The sequence below is a fragment of the Chitinophaga sp. CF118 genome (assembly GCF_900112615.1).
Lineage (GTDB): Bacteria > Bacteroidota > Bacteroidia > Chitinophagales > Chitinophagaceae > Chitinophaga.
In genome coordinates, this window is the sequence record NZ_FOMK01000016.1 from 45,122 (window position 1) to 61,728 (window position 16,607).

The following is a 16,607-nucleotide window of genomic DNA, read 5'->3' on the forward strand; positions in this document are numbered from 1 at the left end:
CCAATTATTGTTTAGACAGAGATCATACTGTATAGGTGTTCACAGCTGTTCTGTTTTTAACCGAAGGTGGGATTTTTATTAGTCTCAAAGTCCGGTTTTGTGTCTTAACCGTATAGATTCACTGCTGATTCCTCAAATTGGTTAACTGAAACAGCAAGAGGGTCGTTTTAATTGACATTTCCTCATTCTGTATTATTGTGTCCACAGATAATGGAAAATATGCCCGGATATCTCTTCAATATCCTCCAGAATCCTTTCCTGTCATTAGTTTATGTATGGTTGGTATTATTATTGTCCGGTTAAAGAGCAAAAACAAACAACATATAATCAAAATTCAAATTCAATTTACCATGTGATAATCTCGTACCTTGTAGTTCTCCACCAGTACCCGTATTAGTATACCTTATCTGTGCAGGCTAGTTCTTTATTTCGGGGCTATAAAATAAAGTAATTCGTTAATGACAAATAAAATTACATACAATATTCTTTTAGCTGATGATGATCTGGAAGACCAGGAGATCTTACAGGAAGCTATTCAGGAAAGCAAGCCATTTGCTTCCCTACGCTGTGTATGCAATGGTCTGCAGATGGTTGATTATCTGGAACAAACAGCTGACAGTATGTTACCTCATCTGCTAATCCTGGACTACAAAATGCCATTTCTGAATGGAGTGGAAGTTTTACAAATACTTTTGGAGAACCCCCGTTATACACATATACCCAAAGTAGTATGGAGTACCTCAAGTCAGCCGGAGCATATTAAATTATGTATGAAAGCCGGAGCTATACGCTATTTCACCAAACCAAATTCAGGACAGGAATTAAACAAACTGGTTTCTGAAATATTCGAAATATGCGATAAGCAGGAATATACCAGTCACAAAGTTAACGGGGAAGATATATTATGAAAACTGCCCCCTGTCCCGGCATACCCTGTGCTTTTATCAGCCCTTTGTGATTCTCAGCGATCTTCCGGCATAAAGCAAGACCAATACCGGTACCCGGATAAAATTCCTTCCCGTGGAGCCGTTCAAAAATCTCAAATATTTTCTCACCGTATTCCGGCTCAAAACCTATTCCGTTATCCTGTATAGTAATAATATGATAACGCTTCAGATTATCTATGCCGTTGTTTTCAGAGGAAAGCACATTATCAGTATTGTTATAGCTTATCTGGATATAAGGAACATGTTCCGGATGATGGTACTTAAGAGCGTTACCAATGAGATTATTCATCAATTGCCGCATCTGAAAAGGTATTCCTGATATAACAGGGAGCAGGCATGTTTCAATAACCGCATTTGTCTGTTTAATTGTTTCCTCATGAAGTACCAGTGCTTCTTCAAGAATAATATTCAGGTTCACCTGCTCAAAACATGAAGCCTTTCCTGACACCCATGTATATGCCAACAGATCTTCAATAAAAGTTTGCATCCGGATTGCCGCATTGGCAGAGCGTTCCAGGTAGTTCTTCTCTTTTACAGGCAGCAATCTTCCAGCACCTCCACTGATGGCTGAAGTGTAATAAGATATCTTTCTCAGCGGTTCTTTCATATCATGCGCAACGGCATAGGCAAATTGTTGCAGTTCTGCATTCCTGGTTTCCAGTTCACGGGTATATTGTTTAAGCTTATCTTCAAATGTTTTTCTTTCGGTAAGATCGCGTGTTACTTTGGTGAAGCCTATAACTTCTCCTTGTTCATCGTGCAGGGCTGTCAATACAATACTTCCCCAAAATGTGGTACCATTCTTCCTCACACGCCATCCTTCATAATCGGACCTTCCCATTTTTCTGGCACTTTGTATTAATCTTTCAGGCACTTTCTTTTGTTGATCCTCCTGCAGATAGAATATCCTGAAATGCTTTCCTAAAATTTCTGCTTCCTTATACCCTTTTATTTTTTCCGCTCCCTTATTCCAGTTCTGAATAAACCCATCCTGATCTATCATTATTATGGCATAATCCTCCACCTCATCAACCATCTTATGATAACGTTCTTCACTATTCTTAAGCTGATAGCTTTTCTGTGCCATTTCTGCAGCACTCTCCCCTGCTTTATTTTCAAGATTGGTTGTCAGGACCTCTAACCGCTGGTGGTTTTCATACAATGCCTGCTCTGACTCCAGCAAATCAGTGAGATCAATCAGCATATTAATAGCTCCTGCTACTTTTCCCTGCTCATCATAAAAAAGGCTTGGATATGGTTTAACATAACGTCTGGTTCCATTTGGCCGTTCAATTATTATCCGCGATGCGCCCTCTGTTTTGCCTCCTTTCAATATTATCGCCATCGGGCAATTATCCAATGGAAGCAGTGAACCATCTGTATTGTAAATTTTCCAGGATCCACACCAGAGCTCCTTTCCTATCTCCGGCTCACGCCCCCAAAGCATTACAGCTTCCTGATTGTAAGAAGAAACATAACCATTAGCATCAGTAGTATATATAGCAACGGGCAAATTTTCCATTAACTCATGATACATTGATCCATTTTTTTGATGTGATCTTATATTATTTATTTCATCAAAAAAAAGCCCATAAACATCATGTTCAGAAGGTAAATTATTCATGGAAATCAGTTAAGCATAAATTTCTGGTTGGGAATTATTGAGTTATAAAACCAGTATCATAACAATAAATATAAAGAAGATTCTTTTGACTATACCGGACGCAGCTGCAGCAATACCTGTAAAGTCAAATACCCAAATTAAATCCTCTCTTATCACATACTAAAACTGTTCCATATTATATTACAGCCTCTTCCGTGACTGGAAAAGTCGTTTATGACCCCACTCTGTTACTGAATTCCCCAATTGGATGAGTATATAGTTCCGCAATCTTTAAATGGACTGAGATGAAAGTTGTTGTTAGGTTGAAAGATGAATTGCGTATCGTTTTTGAAAGAGTTAATTAACACGCTTGTGTTTACCTTTTTCTTCCTGCCACTGCTCCAGCTTAGGAGTTGAAAGAGCTGAGGAATTATTCTTCTCTTCATCATTTTGTAATTTCCTGAGCCGTTCTAGTTTTACTGCAAGCTCATCCCAGAATGGTTTTTGTCCCATTTGATCTTCATTTCCAGCAGCAGCATCAATATCCTCCAAAACTTTACTACGTGGGGTTATGATGCCATTGCCCGATCTGTTATAATCAAATCCGCTTCCAGGATCATCTATTCTTCTATCTCCCGGTGGGCCGACTTCAAGATTAAAAGGGAGGTTTAATAAAATCTTACGAGTGTTAGTGCTACCATTAAAATAATCTTGTCCAATAGATAGTAATTTATTTCCAAAAGAAGCAGCCACGCTCGGATGCAACTCAAATCCCTCATGGAGTTTTTTCAGCTTTGATTGTGAAACTTTGTGATGAATGGTGTACTTTCCATTTGGGAAAATTGATTTATTACGTGAATCCGAAGCCAAATTTCTAGCTTCAGTCCGGATGCGCCCCATAGCCCAATCTCCGGAACCTCCTCCACCTGCAGATGGAAGATTAGCATAATAGTTCTCCTGTTCTTGTTGGATATTCTCACTAAATCCAGTTAAGGCCTGTGAATGTATATCGCTAATTAGTGCACCAAATCGTTCCAGGTCAATCTGTTCTTCCTTTAGTCCCTTTATCAATTCTTTTATACTTCCCGGGTCATTAAATTTATGTTTTCTTAATAGTGCTCTTGAATCCTTTAACCCTTTTGAATCATTATCTTTTTCCTCAGCAGATAAAACCATTTTATTTCTTTCCAGATAGCTTATAAATTTCAAAAAGGTAGAGAATTTCTTATCCTCTATGAAGGCCTCTTTTGAGATCTTCATATCTGTGTCAAAACCAAATACTTCTTCTGAAAGTGCTGAATGATTAATAGCAAAATAAAGCAGATCCTCATCCTTGCCTAAGATTGACTCCAGCACTACATATTTTTTCAGCTTTTCCCGTGCCTTCTCCAGCGTTTCTGGAGTTAATCCCTTATTCTCTCGTTCAGCTTGACTAGGTTTAGAATTATAAATTATACGGGTTAAACCATTTTTATCAAGATCATTTAAAAATTTAAACTCACTTGTTTTTACAAACAACTCTTTTGCATCATCTTCTTTTATACCAAAGAATATCACTAATACGTCAATGGGAGTTTCAGGAATTTTTTCATCATCAGATGTTTCTTCTTTCTTCTCTTTATCTTTTTTAGGCTTTTCAGTAACTGGCAGCTTTTTTCTCACTAATTGCGCAACCGGCCCGGATGAGGTAAATTGCTGCGAAGTGGCCTTCCCATTTTGAGCAATAGTATCCATGTGTTGACTCTGCCCTGTAGCAACCTTTGTTCCCATTACATCTGCCTCCTGCTCTAACGTGGCGTTGTCATTTACAGATACGCCTTTTAACTGTGTTGTAGGCTGCACGCGGCCCTGCGATTGTTGTACTACATGCCAGGCTTCATGGGGCAAATGTTTCTCTTCTCCGGGGCCTAAATGAATATCCCGGTCTTGTGTAAAAGCAGCTGCCTGAAGCCGTGCCGGCCTATCTGAATTGTAATGTACTTTTACATCATCCATTGCTAATCCAGACATATTTTCTATACCAACTTTAAGAGTGTCGGGCAATCCCGTATTATTCTTTTTTGCTGCAGGAGTATCTGTCTGCTTTGGGGAAGATTGCTTTGCCTGAATTGGAAGCGTATTCCGCCCTATAGTTCTTTTAGTAAAAAATGCCTGAGGAGTAGCTGAATCTGTTGATTTTCTGGCTGTAAAAAAAGAATTTTCCTTAACAGGAGTAGGGTCTTTTGCAGTCCGGTCAACCCGGCTGGTATACTGTTGACGCATAGAATAGGGTTAATAATAACAAATGGGCTAAACTATTACTAAGATAATATAAAATGAGTGAAAAATAGCAAGTGGATTTTAATGATTAAAAATCGTTCTAAAGGATTCTATCCGGCGCTGAGAAACTATTTTTTATGAATGCGGTATAACCTGCCGTTGTCTGTGATGGTATACAATGCTCCATCTTTCCCTTCTGTTATATCACGAAAGCGTTGCTCTTCGCTAACCAGCAGTCTTTCCTCTCCCACTACCTTATTCTTTTCAATAACAAGCCTGTCAATATGCATGCCGCTCAAACCACCGATAAACAGGTTATTTTTCCATTCAGGAATATTGCTACCTGAGTAGAAGGTAATACCACTGGGAGATATAACAGGATCCCAATAATAAACGGGTTGCTCAAGTCCTTCTTTCTGCTGGATACCATCTCCTACCTTTGGTCCGCTATACTCAATCCCATAAGTTATGATGGGCCAACCATAATTTTTCCCAGGTTCAATACGATTTAATTCATCTCCTCCCCGCGGACCAAATTCTGTTTCCCAAAGATCGCCTGTTTCCGGATGAAAGGCAAGTCCCTGTACATTTCTATGGCCATAACTAAAGATTTCAGGACGCTTATCATTCTGACCAGTAAATGGATTTCCTGCCGCTGGTTTTCCGTCTTTTGTAATGCGTAAAACTTTCCCTAACGCAGAGTTAAGGTATTGAGCCTGTGGTCTTGTTTCCAGATCTGAACGTTCTCCTGTACTTATTATTAAATTACCATTTTTATCAAAAACGATTCTTCCTCCATAATGAAGCGTTCCTTTGTAGGCAGGTGTTGCCCTATAAATAACAGTTGCGCCTTCAATAGTTTTCTCATCTGCAGAGAGTTTTCCTTTGGCTACTGAAGTTAAATTCCCTTCAGTAAGCGGTTCGGAGAATACCCAATACACCATTCTGTTATTACTAAAATCCGGATCTACCCGAAGTCCAAGCAGTCCACCCTGTCCGGCAGAATTTACCTTGGGAATGCCTGTAATAGGAGCGCTCAGCTGTCCTGATACCGTAGCTATAAGCATCACACCCTCTTTTTCAGTAATAAGCAATCTTCCATCTGGTAAGCTGGTAATACCCCACGGACTTTTGAGGTCGCTGGTTAAAACCGTCGCTTCATAAGGAGTTTTAGTTTTCACACCCGCAATCCGGGTTTGCCCGGCAAATGCCGGCTTATAATCTGAATTGGGAGATTTAGTTTCAACGGGAGCATGAGCACTGCTATCCGGCCCATTTTCGACAGGTTTCACCGATGGTGAGCTACAGGCTGCAAGGCCAAATATTATCCCTGAAATAATTGTCAGAATAGGTTTTCCCATAAGTTTCAATTTATCTTAAAAAATTGATTTGTTCTTCACACGTGCTGGCGTTGGTTTCTTTGAGGTCCTGAAGGTACAATTTTATCTGAATTTCATAACTTTGAAAAAGAGGGTGCCTTCTGTTTTTAAAAGACGCCCTCTTGTGATTCCGACGATACAAAGGTAGAGGAATAAATAGTCAACTAATTACTGTTTCCCAGTATTTCATGCAGCTTAATTTCCAGGTCTTTTCCGCGAAGGTTTTTTGCAATGATTTTCCCTTCTTTATCCAGGAGGAAATTTTGTGGTATGCTTTGTATAGCATATAATCTGGCCACAACGTTCCCCCAAAAGTTCAGGTCTGATAGATGTGTCCAGCCAGTAAGTCCATCGTCGTGGATCGCTTTTATCCATTTGGCTTTGGCCCCCGGCGCATCCAGCGAAACACTGATGATAGTAAAATCCTTGTCCTTGTATTGGTTAAAAGCACTCACAACAGCTGGATTCTCATGCCTGCAGGGTTTACACCAGCTAGCCCAGAAATCGAGCAGAACATACTTGCCTTTAAAATCATGTAATGACACGTTATTGCCGGATGTATCTGCTTCGGTAAAATCAGGAGCCATCTGGCCAACGGCGGTTTTCTTAATATCCTGCAGCAGCTGGTAATAAGCCGCTACGGCTTTTTTGGCCTTTAATGCATCAGACAAATAATCATAAACAGGTATTACGCGTTCGGGATCAGGCATTATACCGGCATACTCTTTCAATGCATCAAAACTCACAAGGCTACCAGGATGTGTTTTAATGAATTGCTCTAAAATATCATTACGTTGTTGTTGTAAGGCCTTTCTGTCAGCTTCATCGGCTGCGGCCTTTTTATCGCTGACAGGCTTTAATGCCAGCCGCAGATTATTAAGGTCCATATTCAGCGGGGTGCCGCTGATTTTAATATCCTTAACAGAATCAAGACTTTTAATAGTGATCACACCGGGCTCAAGGTAAAAGTTAAACCGGTGGTCGGCAGGGATATCATCCATTCCTGTTCCATGTTCATTGATAAACACAGTGCCCAGGACTGCCTCTTCTATATTACCGTTAAAGTTGAACTTACCTTTTTCAGGCAGTATAGAATCTCGGAAAAAACTATCACCTGATCTATACATAAGATAAACTTTTGCAGGCGCTTCCAGTTTTGCTATTTCCCCTCTGATGTTAAATTTCTTTTCCTGTGCTGTTGCAAGCACCGGAAATATTATTGCGATTATACAAGCTAATATATTATTCATCTCATTGTCGGTTAATAATTGGAAGGGTTCGGTTTAAGCGCTGGATTATTTGCCAGTTCTGTAGCCGGAATAGGAAGCAGTACAGAAGTGTTTTTCCATGTATTGGGTTTTTCTGCAGTCATCACCGCATCAATACGACCAGTACGCACCAGGTCTATCCAGCGATGACCATAACCCTCTCCGAACAACTCTACTCTCCTCTCTTGTTCTACGGCCAGCAGCACATCATCTTTAGTAGTAGCGCTGGTCCCTGTAAGTCCCGCTCTAGCCCGTATGACATTGATATCATCTATAGCTCCCTGCAGATTATCCTGTTGGGCTCTTGCCTCTGCCCGGATCAGATATTGTTCCGCCAAACGTAGCAGCATAAAATCTTCTATTGCGGCAGAACTGGTAGGTGTGCTGGTAGCTTTATACTTATAATCATAATTAAAGGTAGTACCTGAAATAGTACCGGTGCCAATCCACGCCGTTTTACGGGCATCACCTGTTTCAAATGCATTGTAAAGCTCCGGACGGATCTGTGTAATTCGTATTAAAGCAGTATTGGCCGTGGGCACATTTATACCAGCGAAATAGGTATAATTATCATTAGCTCCACCGGCAGTATTAACCTGCCAGATGGCTTCCTTGCTGCCTCTTAAAAAAACTTTGTTCAGATCCGGCAACAGCGAAAAATCTGATAAAGAAATTAAAACACTGGCTTTGGCTTCTGCATTCGCCCAGTCCTGCTGATATAAATATACCCTTGCCAGCAGTGCGGTTGCCATCCATTTATTAAAGCGTCCGTTTCTTACCGAACCAACAGGCAATACTGCTTCCGCTTCTTTCAAGTCTGTGGTTATGGCCTCCAGCACAGTAGCTTTGGGAGTACGTGGCATCGTGGAGGTTATCGTTACATTTGTTGTTTTGATCAGCGGCACATCGCCGAAATAACAAGTCAGATAAAGATGGCAAAATGCTCTGAATATTTTTGCTTCAGAGATATATACAGCTTTTAAGCTGTCTGATACAGGACTGCCTGGTACTTTTTCTATAATGCTGTTCGCCTGGTAAATCACCTGGTAAAATATTGTCCAGATATTCAGCAGATCATTATTAGCAGGCGGTATGCTGTTATTCATAAAGCCATCGTAAGTGTCAAGTCCATACGTAAACTCATCTGCATTAACGCCCATCAGGAAATCTCCCTGGTAAGTAAGAAAGTTGGAAGGTTTTAAAGCATAGGTATAGAGCCCGTTTACAGCTGCCAGGGTATTTGTGGCATTATCAAAAACAGCTTCGGATGTGATCTGATCTTTTGGTTGATCTATTTCAAGGTATTTGCGGCAACCGCTCAGTGTACCTGTAAAATACAGGGCGGCCATCATAAATATGATACGTTTAATATTTTGCATAAGCTTTTGCTTTAAAAAGTTAATTTAACACCGCCTGTTAAAGTCTTCAATACAGGTGTTGCATTCTTTACTTCCGGATCAAGTCCTTTATACGGACTTATCGTGAACAGGTTTTGCCCCTGCACATAGATGATCATATTTTGCGCTCTTATTTTTTGCACCAGCTTAACGGGTAGCTGATAGGAAAAAGAAAGCGTTTTCAACCTGATATAGGAGGCATCCGAATAAGCAGCATTGGATGCATACAACCTGTTCACATACGCTGATCCTATTGGCAGGGAAGCGCTGGTAGTTAACCCGGGACGACTGGCCTGAGGATTGGTGAGCGACCAGTAATCTTCTGCCAGATAAGCGGGCAGATTGACCTTGTAACCTACCGGGAAGTAATACGCTCTCAAAGCATTAAAACCATTTTGTTTCGCGAATTGAAAAAACAAATCGAGGCTGAAGTTTTTATAGCTGAACGTATTACCCATTCCCCCATAATACTTAGGGTCTAAAGAGCCAATGTTCACATAATCGTTAGAGGAAGTAAGGCTGCCATCTTTATTACGGTCTTCAAACTGAGGTACGCCGGTTGAATCCGAAATACCTGTATAATGATAGCCCCTGAATAAATTTAGAGGCTGTCCGACTACATAGTAGTTGGCATATGCTGATGAAGCCAGACCGGGAAATTTCACCAATGTATTTTTCGGAATGGTAATATTGAAAGTGGTTTGCCAGCGGAAGTTTTTAGTAGCGACGTTAGTCGTACTCAGCTCAAACTCCCAGCTGGTGTTTTGTACCAGCGCAGGCATATTGGCCTGATAATAACCAAATCCGCTTTGTGCAGGCAGAGGAGTCTGTACCAGTTGATTGTCCGAACGGCTGCGGTAAAAAGTGGATGTAAATAAAATACGGTCTTTCAGAAAACCCAATTCCAGTGCCAGTTCCAACTTCTTATTGGTTTCCCAGCGATATTCCGGGTTAGCAATATTGTTGGCATACAAGCCCAGGTTACCATTATAAGCCTGTTGATTGCTGGTATATGTTTCAAGATATCTGTAATCATTGATCTGGTCATTACCACTAATACCATAACTGCCTCTCAGTTTTCCAAAGCTTAAAACCGGAGCTAGCTGTTCCATCATCTTCTCTCCGGAGAATATCCAGGCACCTCCAACCGACCAGAAATTACCAAACCGTTTTCCTGGACCGAAACGGGAAGAGCCATCTCTCCTGAATGAACCATTGAAGATATATTTATCCTGCCAGCGAAAATTCAATCTTCCAAATCCGGAGATATATTTATACTGTGAGCTGGTAAGCGTTGTAGCCGTAATAGTACTTGCAGCGGAAATACTTTCTATCAGATCGTCGCTGGTAAAATTGATTCCTGTTATGGAATTGCTCTGGGAAGCGCTGGACTGTATAGTTCCACCGGCCATAGCATTTAGTACCCCTTTACTTATCTTCCTGGTATAATCCAATTGTGGTTCTACAATATAAGTTTGCACACTGCTGTTACCAAAAGTAGCCGAGCTTTTAGTCGCAGAGCTGGATGTAGGATTGAAAGCAGTAGTAGGAGCCACTACTTGCTGGCTCATATGCATCTTGGTGAATCCCATATTCACCCTGGCAATCAATCCAGGTGTTAGCGCATATCTCAACGATGCATTTGTTATAAAATTATCAGTCGCCGTTTTACCCACTTTATTCAGATATGACCAGGGATTTGTAAGTGGCGCCGTTGTATTACTCTGTATCCAATATAGTTTGCCGGTAGTATCGTAATGCGGAAAATTTGGTGGCGCATAAATAGCCAGGTAAGGATCTGATGCCAGCGTTTTAATATTATCATTCGTATAGGTAACGGATGTATTTACATTGAATCGCTTATCGGTGGAGTTATGGTCAATATTAATATGACCATCTACCCTGTTATAATAATTATCTCCATAAATGACGGCCCCCTCATGATGATAACCTGTGCTTAACAGATAACGGGTGTTTTCCTTACCACCGGATAAGGAAGTCTTTACATTGGTAAGTGGAGCTGTATTACCAAGTATCAGTTTCGGAAAATTCGTATAGGCTTTTTGGTCCCATAATAAAAGATCCTGTGCATTACTTGTAGTGGGTGTGATATTGTCAGCAACAAAGGCTTTTTTTCGTATGTTAAGGTATTGATCGGTATTCAAAAATTCTGGCACACGGGTAGTAACGCTTGCACCGGAATATACATTTACATCAAATTTTGTTTTACCTGCCTTTCCTTTTTTCGTGGTGATCAATACTACTCCGTTAGAACCGCGGGAACCATAAATGGCCGTAGCATCTGCATCTTTTAAAACGGTAATGCTTTCCACATCCAGCGGATTGATACCATTCAGGGGGCTTACAGCCCCGGCAGCGGTGTTAACGTTACTGAGAGATGTAGCCGGAATGGGGATACCATCTATTATATACAGCGGATTGGAAAGCGCGGAAATAGAGTTATTGCCCCTTATCTGCATTGTAATGCCGGAACCGGGAATACCGTTGGCACTGGTAACCAACACCCCAGGCATACGGCCTTGTAAAGCTGCCAGTATATTCGTAACCGGTTGTTTTTCTATGTCTGCACTTTTTATAGTACTTAAACCACCTGTATTGAAACGCTGAATGGTAGTACCATAAGCTACTACCTGCACTTCGTCCAGCTTGCTTTGCGCCTGTTTCAGTACTGCCGTTACTTTCACCGCATTGTCTGTTACATCAATGTTGGTGATATATTTTTCGTATCCCACAAAAGATATCTCTACCCTGTATTTTCCGTTCGCCATATTCTTCAATGTAAACGCACCATTTTCATTAGCGGCTGCAGATTTGTTCCGGCCAATGATCCTGATGGAAGCGTTTTGAAGAGGCTGACCATTTTCATTGAGTACCACTCCATTCACATCGTGAATTGTATCTACCGGTATTACAGGCTCATTGAAAAGCGGAGTAACATCGGGCTTACGCGAGATGAAAACGGTTTTTGGTGCAATCGTATAAGTAAGCGGCTGATCTTTTAAAACAATATCCAGGAGATCCGTCAAGGGCATATTACGCACGGAAAAAGAAACTGGCTGTGTATTTTCCAGCGCGCCTTTGTTATAAAAAAACACATAACCGGTTTGCAACTTGATCTCTGCAAATACCTTCTTTAAAGGAAATTCCCTGGCCGATAAGGTAATAGTCTGAGAAAAAACACCGGCTGAAACATGCGTTAAACACACGAACAGGAAAAAAGCAATTACTCGCATGACACGCAGTATTTGGTTGACACAGTCACGCCGCCACGGGCGCGGCAAAAGCAAAACATCGAATTTTTGCATAGATTTGCAATAGTTTGGTTGATTAAATAATTGACATTCACATTGCTCAATAAGGATCGGCCTGACAATACAGCCGGAAGTGGTTCCAAGCACCTCCGGCTTCTTTTTTTTAATGACTGATCCTCTGTATTAATTGGTTGACCCTATTGTTTTAACACTACCAGCCGTTTCCCCTCTTCTATTCTGAACCGCACTCCGGTTTTCTGCAAACCGGTCAGTACCTGTAATAAGTTCATATCTCTGCTCATTTCTCCTTCGAAATACATATCCGGTACATTTTGTTCATAAACAATCTGCAAATCGTACCAGCGAGCCAGTTCCTGCATTACTTCCCGTAAACTGGCATCTTCAAAATTGAACAGCCCGTTCTTCCAGGCCATTACTTTAGCAACATTGGCGTTGTTGATGGTTTTAATACCATTCCCGTTGTTCGCCACCTGTGCCTGCTGGCCAGGTTTCAACATTACCTTTTCTCCAGTAACAGCTACCCGTACGGCGCCTTCCAGTAAGGTAGTATTGATGCTGGCTTCATCGGGATAAGCATTTACATTGAAATGTGTTCCTAAAACTTCCACTTCCGCCTGTTGCCCGATCTTTACCTTAAAAGGCAGATGCGAATTTTTCACAACTTCGAAATAAGCCTCCCCGTTAACCTCTACCCTTCTTTCCCCGCCGGTAAAGGCGGTAGGATAGCGCAGGCTGGAAGCCGCATTCAGCCATACCATAGTACCATCAGGCAGCCTCACCTGGAATTGTCCCCCCCGAGGTGTAGTAAGTGTATTATAGCTGATGGCAGTGCTTTGCACATCATATATTAATTGTCCGCCCGTTTGCCGCACTCCCTGCCGGATCAACCGGTTACCGGCGCTGTCCAGCGTAACAGTAGAACCATCGCCCAGAGTCAGAATGGCCTTATTGCTGCCAGGTGTAATATCCTGCGTAAGGGCATGGAATTCCTTTTTATTGCCGTTTAACGATCTCACCACAACAGTGCCTATTGCCAGCAAAAGCAATATTGAAGCCGCAACCCAGCCCCACCTCCGCAGAAAAGTAATACGAAGGGGGCCAGGTTTCATAGGACGAACGATTGATTGTTCACTGTTCGCCTTCTGTTGTGCGGTTCTGTCCATCTGCAAAATGGCAGACACTCTCTTTTCCCTGTCTTTTACAAACGGCACATCATCAGGCGCTGTATTATCTAAAAAATGTTGTAATAATTCGGGCAGAGCTTCGTTATCGGGATGTTGTTCCAGATAAGCGGCCAGTTCATTTTCTTCTGCCACGGTGATCTTCTTCTCCAACCACTGATCGAGTAAATATTTAAGGTGCTCGTTGTTCATAATAGTAGTTATAATGCCCCTACACTATATAAGAGCAAAAAAACAGTCCGGCTGTCTATTGGTGCGCGAATTTTTTTTTAACGGATAAAGAATGAGATCAATAAGAGGGTATAACCGGCTTCCAGAAGCTGTTCACGGATATTCCTCACAGCAACCACAATGGTATTCCTGACCGTGCTGGACGAAACTCCCATTATCGTAGCTATTTCGCCGGACGATAATCCGCTGTCACGGTGCAACTGGTAGATCTTCCGCCGTTGCTCCGGCATCTTTTCAATGATCCGGACAATTAAAATGGAAATATCCTTCCAGGCGAGGCTGTCCTCTATATCATTTATTACTAAATCCTGTTGCAGTTCACGTTCTGCTAAAACCTTACGATGCAATAAATGTTGCTTTAGCCAGCGATGGGAAAGATTAGCTGCTATACGGTGGATATAGGCCCGTGGATAATTAATATCAGCCAGGCTATCACGATGTAGCCATAATTGCAGAAAGGTTTCCTGAAGTAATTCTTCTGCTATAATATCTGACCGGGTAAGTTTTAACAGGAAAGTGAACAACATAGTATCATAACGGAAATAAAGTTCCCGAAATGCATGCTCGTCCCCCTCTGCTATCCGCAAAAGCAGTTCTTGTTCACTGAGTAAATCCATGTAAGCCAATTAATTATCCAATTAGCTTTCCTGTGATAAGCGTAAGTGTCTGGTGAATAACAAGATAAAAAGAATAAATTATATTTTTATAGAAGGGATGGAAAATAAAATGTTTCTAAGACCTTTTGCTTAACCGCTTACCTGGAAGATACAATGAAGATGGACGCCCTCTGGTGTTCCTCATAAATTGAAGTTTTATTTGTAATATTATACAACGATTGAAGTGTTAAGCCAACTCTAAAATATCACTACTCAAAAGATGGACCATAAACGGGGGTTTTCCAGGAGAACTTTTCTACAGCAAGCAGGCTTGTCCGGTATTGCTTTAACCATTGGTTGCTATTGGCCTGCATTAGGGAAAAGTGTGGGCGAAATTATTCATACGGATGATGCGAAAGATGCAGCAACAGAGTTGATGACATGGATATCAATAGATGGTACCGGCAAGGTAACCATCTTTAATCACCGTTCAGAAATGGGGCAAGGAACCTGGCAGGCAATTCCACAAATTATTGCGGAAGAACTGGAAGTTAGCATGGACCAGGTGAGTATCCGGTTTGCCACCGCCCATCCTAAAAAATATGGCCCGCAACCACAGGAAGGAAGTTTTTCCATACGTGGCTGGTATCAGCAATTATTACGCGTAGGAGCCTCTGCCAGAGAAATGCTTATTGAAGCCGCAGCAAAGCAATGGAATGTTAATACAACCGAATGTTATGCGGAAAATGGACAGGTGATACATCGGCCCACAGGAAAAAGGCTTAGCTATGGAGAACTGGTAAAAGATGCTGCACAAATAAAACCACCACAGCAGGTTAAACTAAAAGAGCGTAAAGACTATAAAATTATTGGTAAATCCCTGCATCGTAATGATACCGCTCTAAAAATCAATGGCAGCGCCATATTCGGACTGGATAAAAAACTTCCGGGGATGTTATATGCGGTGGTGGAACGCAACCCACGGTTTAGAGGAAAAGTAAAAAGCTTCGATGACTCGGCAACAAAATCTGTTAACGGTGTAAAGCATGTTTTTAAAGTACAAAGAGCCGTTTTTGGTTTATTGCTTGAAGGCGTGGCTGTAGTAGCAGATTCATTATGGACAGCTATGAAAGGGCGAAAACTGCTGAAAGTTGAATGGGATGATGATGGCTTTGAACATCTGGGTTCTGAACAACTTTATGCGAGGATGCAGCAGGATCTTTATAAACCTTTACCATCAGATATTTTTGAAACGGCATTAAAGAGTTCTTCGGCCATTATAGAATCTGTGTATGAAATGCCTTATCAATCCCATAGCTGTATGGAGCCGCTTAACTGCATTGCCGATGTAAAAGAGAACAGTATTGAAATATGGGGCCCGATACAGGAAGCCCAATGGATACAGGCAGACCTAAGTGAAAGGCTGCATATCCCTATTGAAAACGTTACGGTGAATATGACTTTTCTCGGAGGAGGTTTCGGAAGAAAAGCATTTACGGATTACCCGCATGAAGCGGCACTAATTTCAAAAGAAGTTAAAGCTCCGGTGCAGGTTATGTGGACAAGAGAAGACGACATGAGCATGGGGCCTTTTCGTGCCGGATCATTATACAGATGCAGGGGCGGCGTGGATACGCAAAAAAGAATATTTTCATTTCAGATTATTTCCGCTTCGCAATTTATGGGTCCGGGAGAAGACAAAGATGCCCAACCGCAACCTGTAACGGTGAATACGGGCGGGCTAGCCGGCCTTGCGAGTGACTATTATAAATCAATACCGCACTATAGTTTTGGAGGCGTCCAAACAAAGTCTCCTATACCAACTATGTGGTGGCGTGCACCCGGCGCTAATGTTGATGCATTTGCCGGCGAAAGTTTTATAGACGAACTCGCACACCTTGCTTTACAGGACCCACTTGAATTCAGAAAGGCGCATCTTAGTTCTGATCGTTATCAGGCGCTTGTAAATAAGCTTGCAGAAATCAGCAACTGGGAATCACGACGAAAGAATGATGGATGGGGAGTAGCTATCACAGAATGTTTTGGCAGTATGGTAGGACAGGTAGTGAAAGTATCCCGCGGGCAGGACAAAAAAATCAGGATTGACAAAGTATTTGCACTGATAGATTGTGGCTGGTATGTAAACCCCGATATTATCCGTGCCCAGCTGGAAGGAAGTATCGTAATGGCACTAGGTGCTGCAGTAAATCACGCAACTCATTTTAAAGATGGAAAAGCTGTAGAAAAAAATTTCAACACCTACCTCATGCCACGCATTAATGAAATTCCTGAAATAGAAGTGCATATTATGGAGAATGATGAAAAGCCCGGCGGTGTTGGTGAACCGGGATTACCGGCCTTTGCACCCGCATTATGCAATGCTATTTTTGATCTCACTGGTAAACGTATACGCAAATTACCTTTTAGTCTGGAAGACGTATAAGTTTATACTA

The 16,607-nt window shown here is 41.7% G+C and carries 10 protein-coding genes; 2 read left to right on the plus strand and 8 right to left on the minus strand.

Annotated elements, in window-relative coordinates; all coding sequences use genetic code 11:
* The first annotated feature begins 458 nt into the window (after positions 1-458).
* Positions 459-908 carry a response regulator gene (locus BM176_RS31620; RefSeq protein WP_090108420.1) on the plus strand — a complete coding sequence of 150 codons (450 nt, stop codon included), beginning with the start codon at positions 459-461 and terminating at the stop codon, positions 906-908.
* Here BM176_RS31620 and BM176_RS31625 read toward each other — a convergent pair.
* From BM176_RS31625 to BM176_RS31660, 8 genes are all read right to left on the minus strand, one after another.
* Positions 886-2,484, minus strand: coding sequence for a PAS domain S-box protein (locus BM176_RS31625; RefSeq protein ID WP_177230625.1), 1,599 nt, complete (start codon positions 2,482-2,484; stop codon positions 886-888). The genes BM176_RS31620 and BM176_RS31625 overlap by 23 nt on opposite strands.
* Positions 2,485-2,907: 423 nt before the next feature.
* A complete protein-coding gene (locus BM176_RS31630) occupies positions 2,908-4,812 on the minus strand; it encodes an eCIS core domain-containing protein (RefSeq protein WP_090108422.1) in 1,905 nt (634 codons plus the stop codon).
* Between the two features lie 125 nt (positions 4,813-4,937).
* Positions 4,938-6,170, minus strand: a complete 1,233-nt coding sequence (locus BM176_RS31635) for a PQQ-dependent sugar dehydrogenase (protein ID WP_090108423.1) — start codon at positions 6,168-6,170, stop codon at positions 4,938-4,940.
* A 182-nt stretch (positions 6,171-6,352) separates the two neighbouring features.
* Complete coding sequence (locus tag BM176_RS31640) at positions 6,353-7,438, minus strand: TlpA disulfide reductase family protein (protein ID WP_090108424.1); 1,086 nt, start codon at positions 7,436-7,438, stop codon at positions 6,353-6,355.
* An 11-nt stretch (positions 7,439-7,449) separates the two neighbouring features.
* Positions 7,450-8,835, minus strand: coding sequence for a RagB/SusD family nutrient uptake outer membrane protein (locus BM176_RS31645; RefSeq protein ID WP_090108425.1), 1,386 nt, complete (start codon positions 8,833-8,835; stop codon positions 7,450-7,452).
* An 11-nt stretch (positions 8,836-8,846) separates the two neighbouring features.
* Complete coding sequence (locus BM176_RS31650; RefSeq protein WP_177230626.1) at positions 8,847-12,107, minus strand: SusC/RagA family TonB-linked outer membrane protein; 3,261 nt, start codon at positions 12,105-12,107, stop codon at positions 8,847-8,849.
* Positions 12,108-12,322: 215 nt separating this feature from the next.
* Positions 12,323-13,519 (minus strand): FecR family protein, encoded by a 1,197-nt coding sequence (locus BM176_RS31655; protein WP_090108427.1) that lies wholly within the window; start codon positions 13,517-13,519, stop codon positions 12,323-12,325.
* A 77-nt stretch (positions 13,520-13,596) separates the two neighbouring features.
* Positions 13,597-14,175 carry an RNA polymerase sigma factor gene (locus tag BM176_RS31660; protein ID WP_090108428.1) on the minus strand — a complete coding sequence of 193 codons (579 nt, stop codon included), beginning with the start codon at positions 14,173-14,175 and terminating at the stop codon, positions 13,597-13,599.
* 259 nt (positions 14,176-14,434) lie between these two features.
* Between BM176_RS31660 and BM176_RS31665 the strand changes: the two genes are divergently transcribed.
* Positions 14,435-16,597 (plus strand): xanthine dehydrogenase family protein molybdopterin-binding subunit, encoded by a 2,163-nt coding sequence (locus BM176_RS31665; RefSeq protein ID WP_090108429.1) that lies wholly within the window; start codon positions 14,435-14,437, stop codon positions 16,595-16,597.
* Positions 16,598-16,607: the final 10 nt, after the last annotated feature.

Coding starts and splice junctions, on each gene's coding strand:
- BM176_RS31620 (WP_090108420.1), top strand. CDS start 459: ATGACAAATAAAATTACATACAATATTCTTTTAGCTGATGATGATCTG.
- BM176_RS31625 (WP_177230625.1), bottom strand. CDS start 2,484: ATGTATCATGAGTTAATGGAAAATTTGCCCGTTGCTATATATACTACT.
- BM176_RS31630 (WP_090108422.1), bottom strand. CDS start 4,812: ATGCGTCAACAGTATACCAGCCGGGTTGACCGGACTGCAAAAGACCCT.
- BM176_RS31635 (WP_090108423.1), bottom strand. CDS start 6,170: ATGGGAAAACCTATTCTGACAATTATTTCAGGGATAATATTTGGCCTT.
- BM176_RS31640 (WP_090108424.1), bottom strand. CDS start 7,438: ATGAATAATATATTAGCTTGTATAATCGCAATAATATTTCCGGTGCTT.
- BM176_RS31645 (WP_090108425.1), bottom strand. CDS start 8,835: ATGCAAAATATTAAACGTATCATATTTATGATGGCCGCCCTGTATTTT.
- BM176_RS31650 (WP_177230626.1), bottom strand. CDS start 12,107: ATGCGAGTAATTGCTTTTTTCCTGTTCGTGTGTTTAACGCATGTTTCA.
- BM176_RS31655 (WP_090108427.1), bottom strand. CDS start 13,519: ATGAACAACGAGCACCTTAAATATTTACTCGATCAGTGGTTGGAGAAG.
- BM176_RS31660 (WP_090108428.1), bottom strand. CDS start 14,175: ATGGATTTACTCAGTGAACAAGAACTGCTTTTGCGGATAGCAGAGGGG.
- BM176_RS31665 (WP_090108429.1), top strand. CDS start 14,435: ATGGACCATAAACGGGGGTTTTCCAGGAGAACTTTTCTACAGCAAGCA.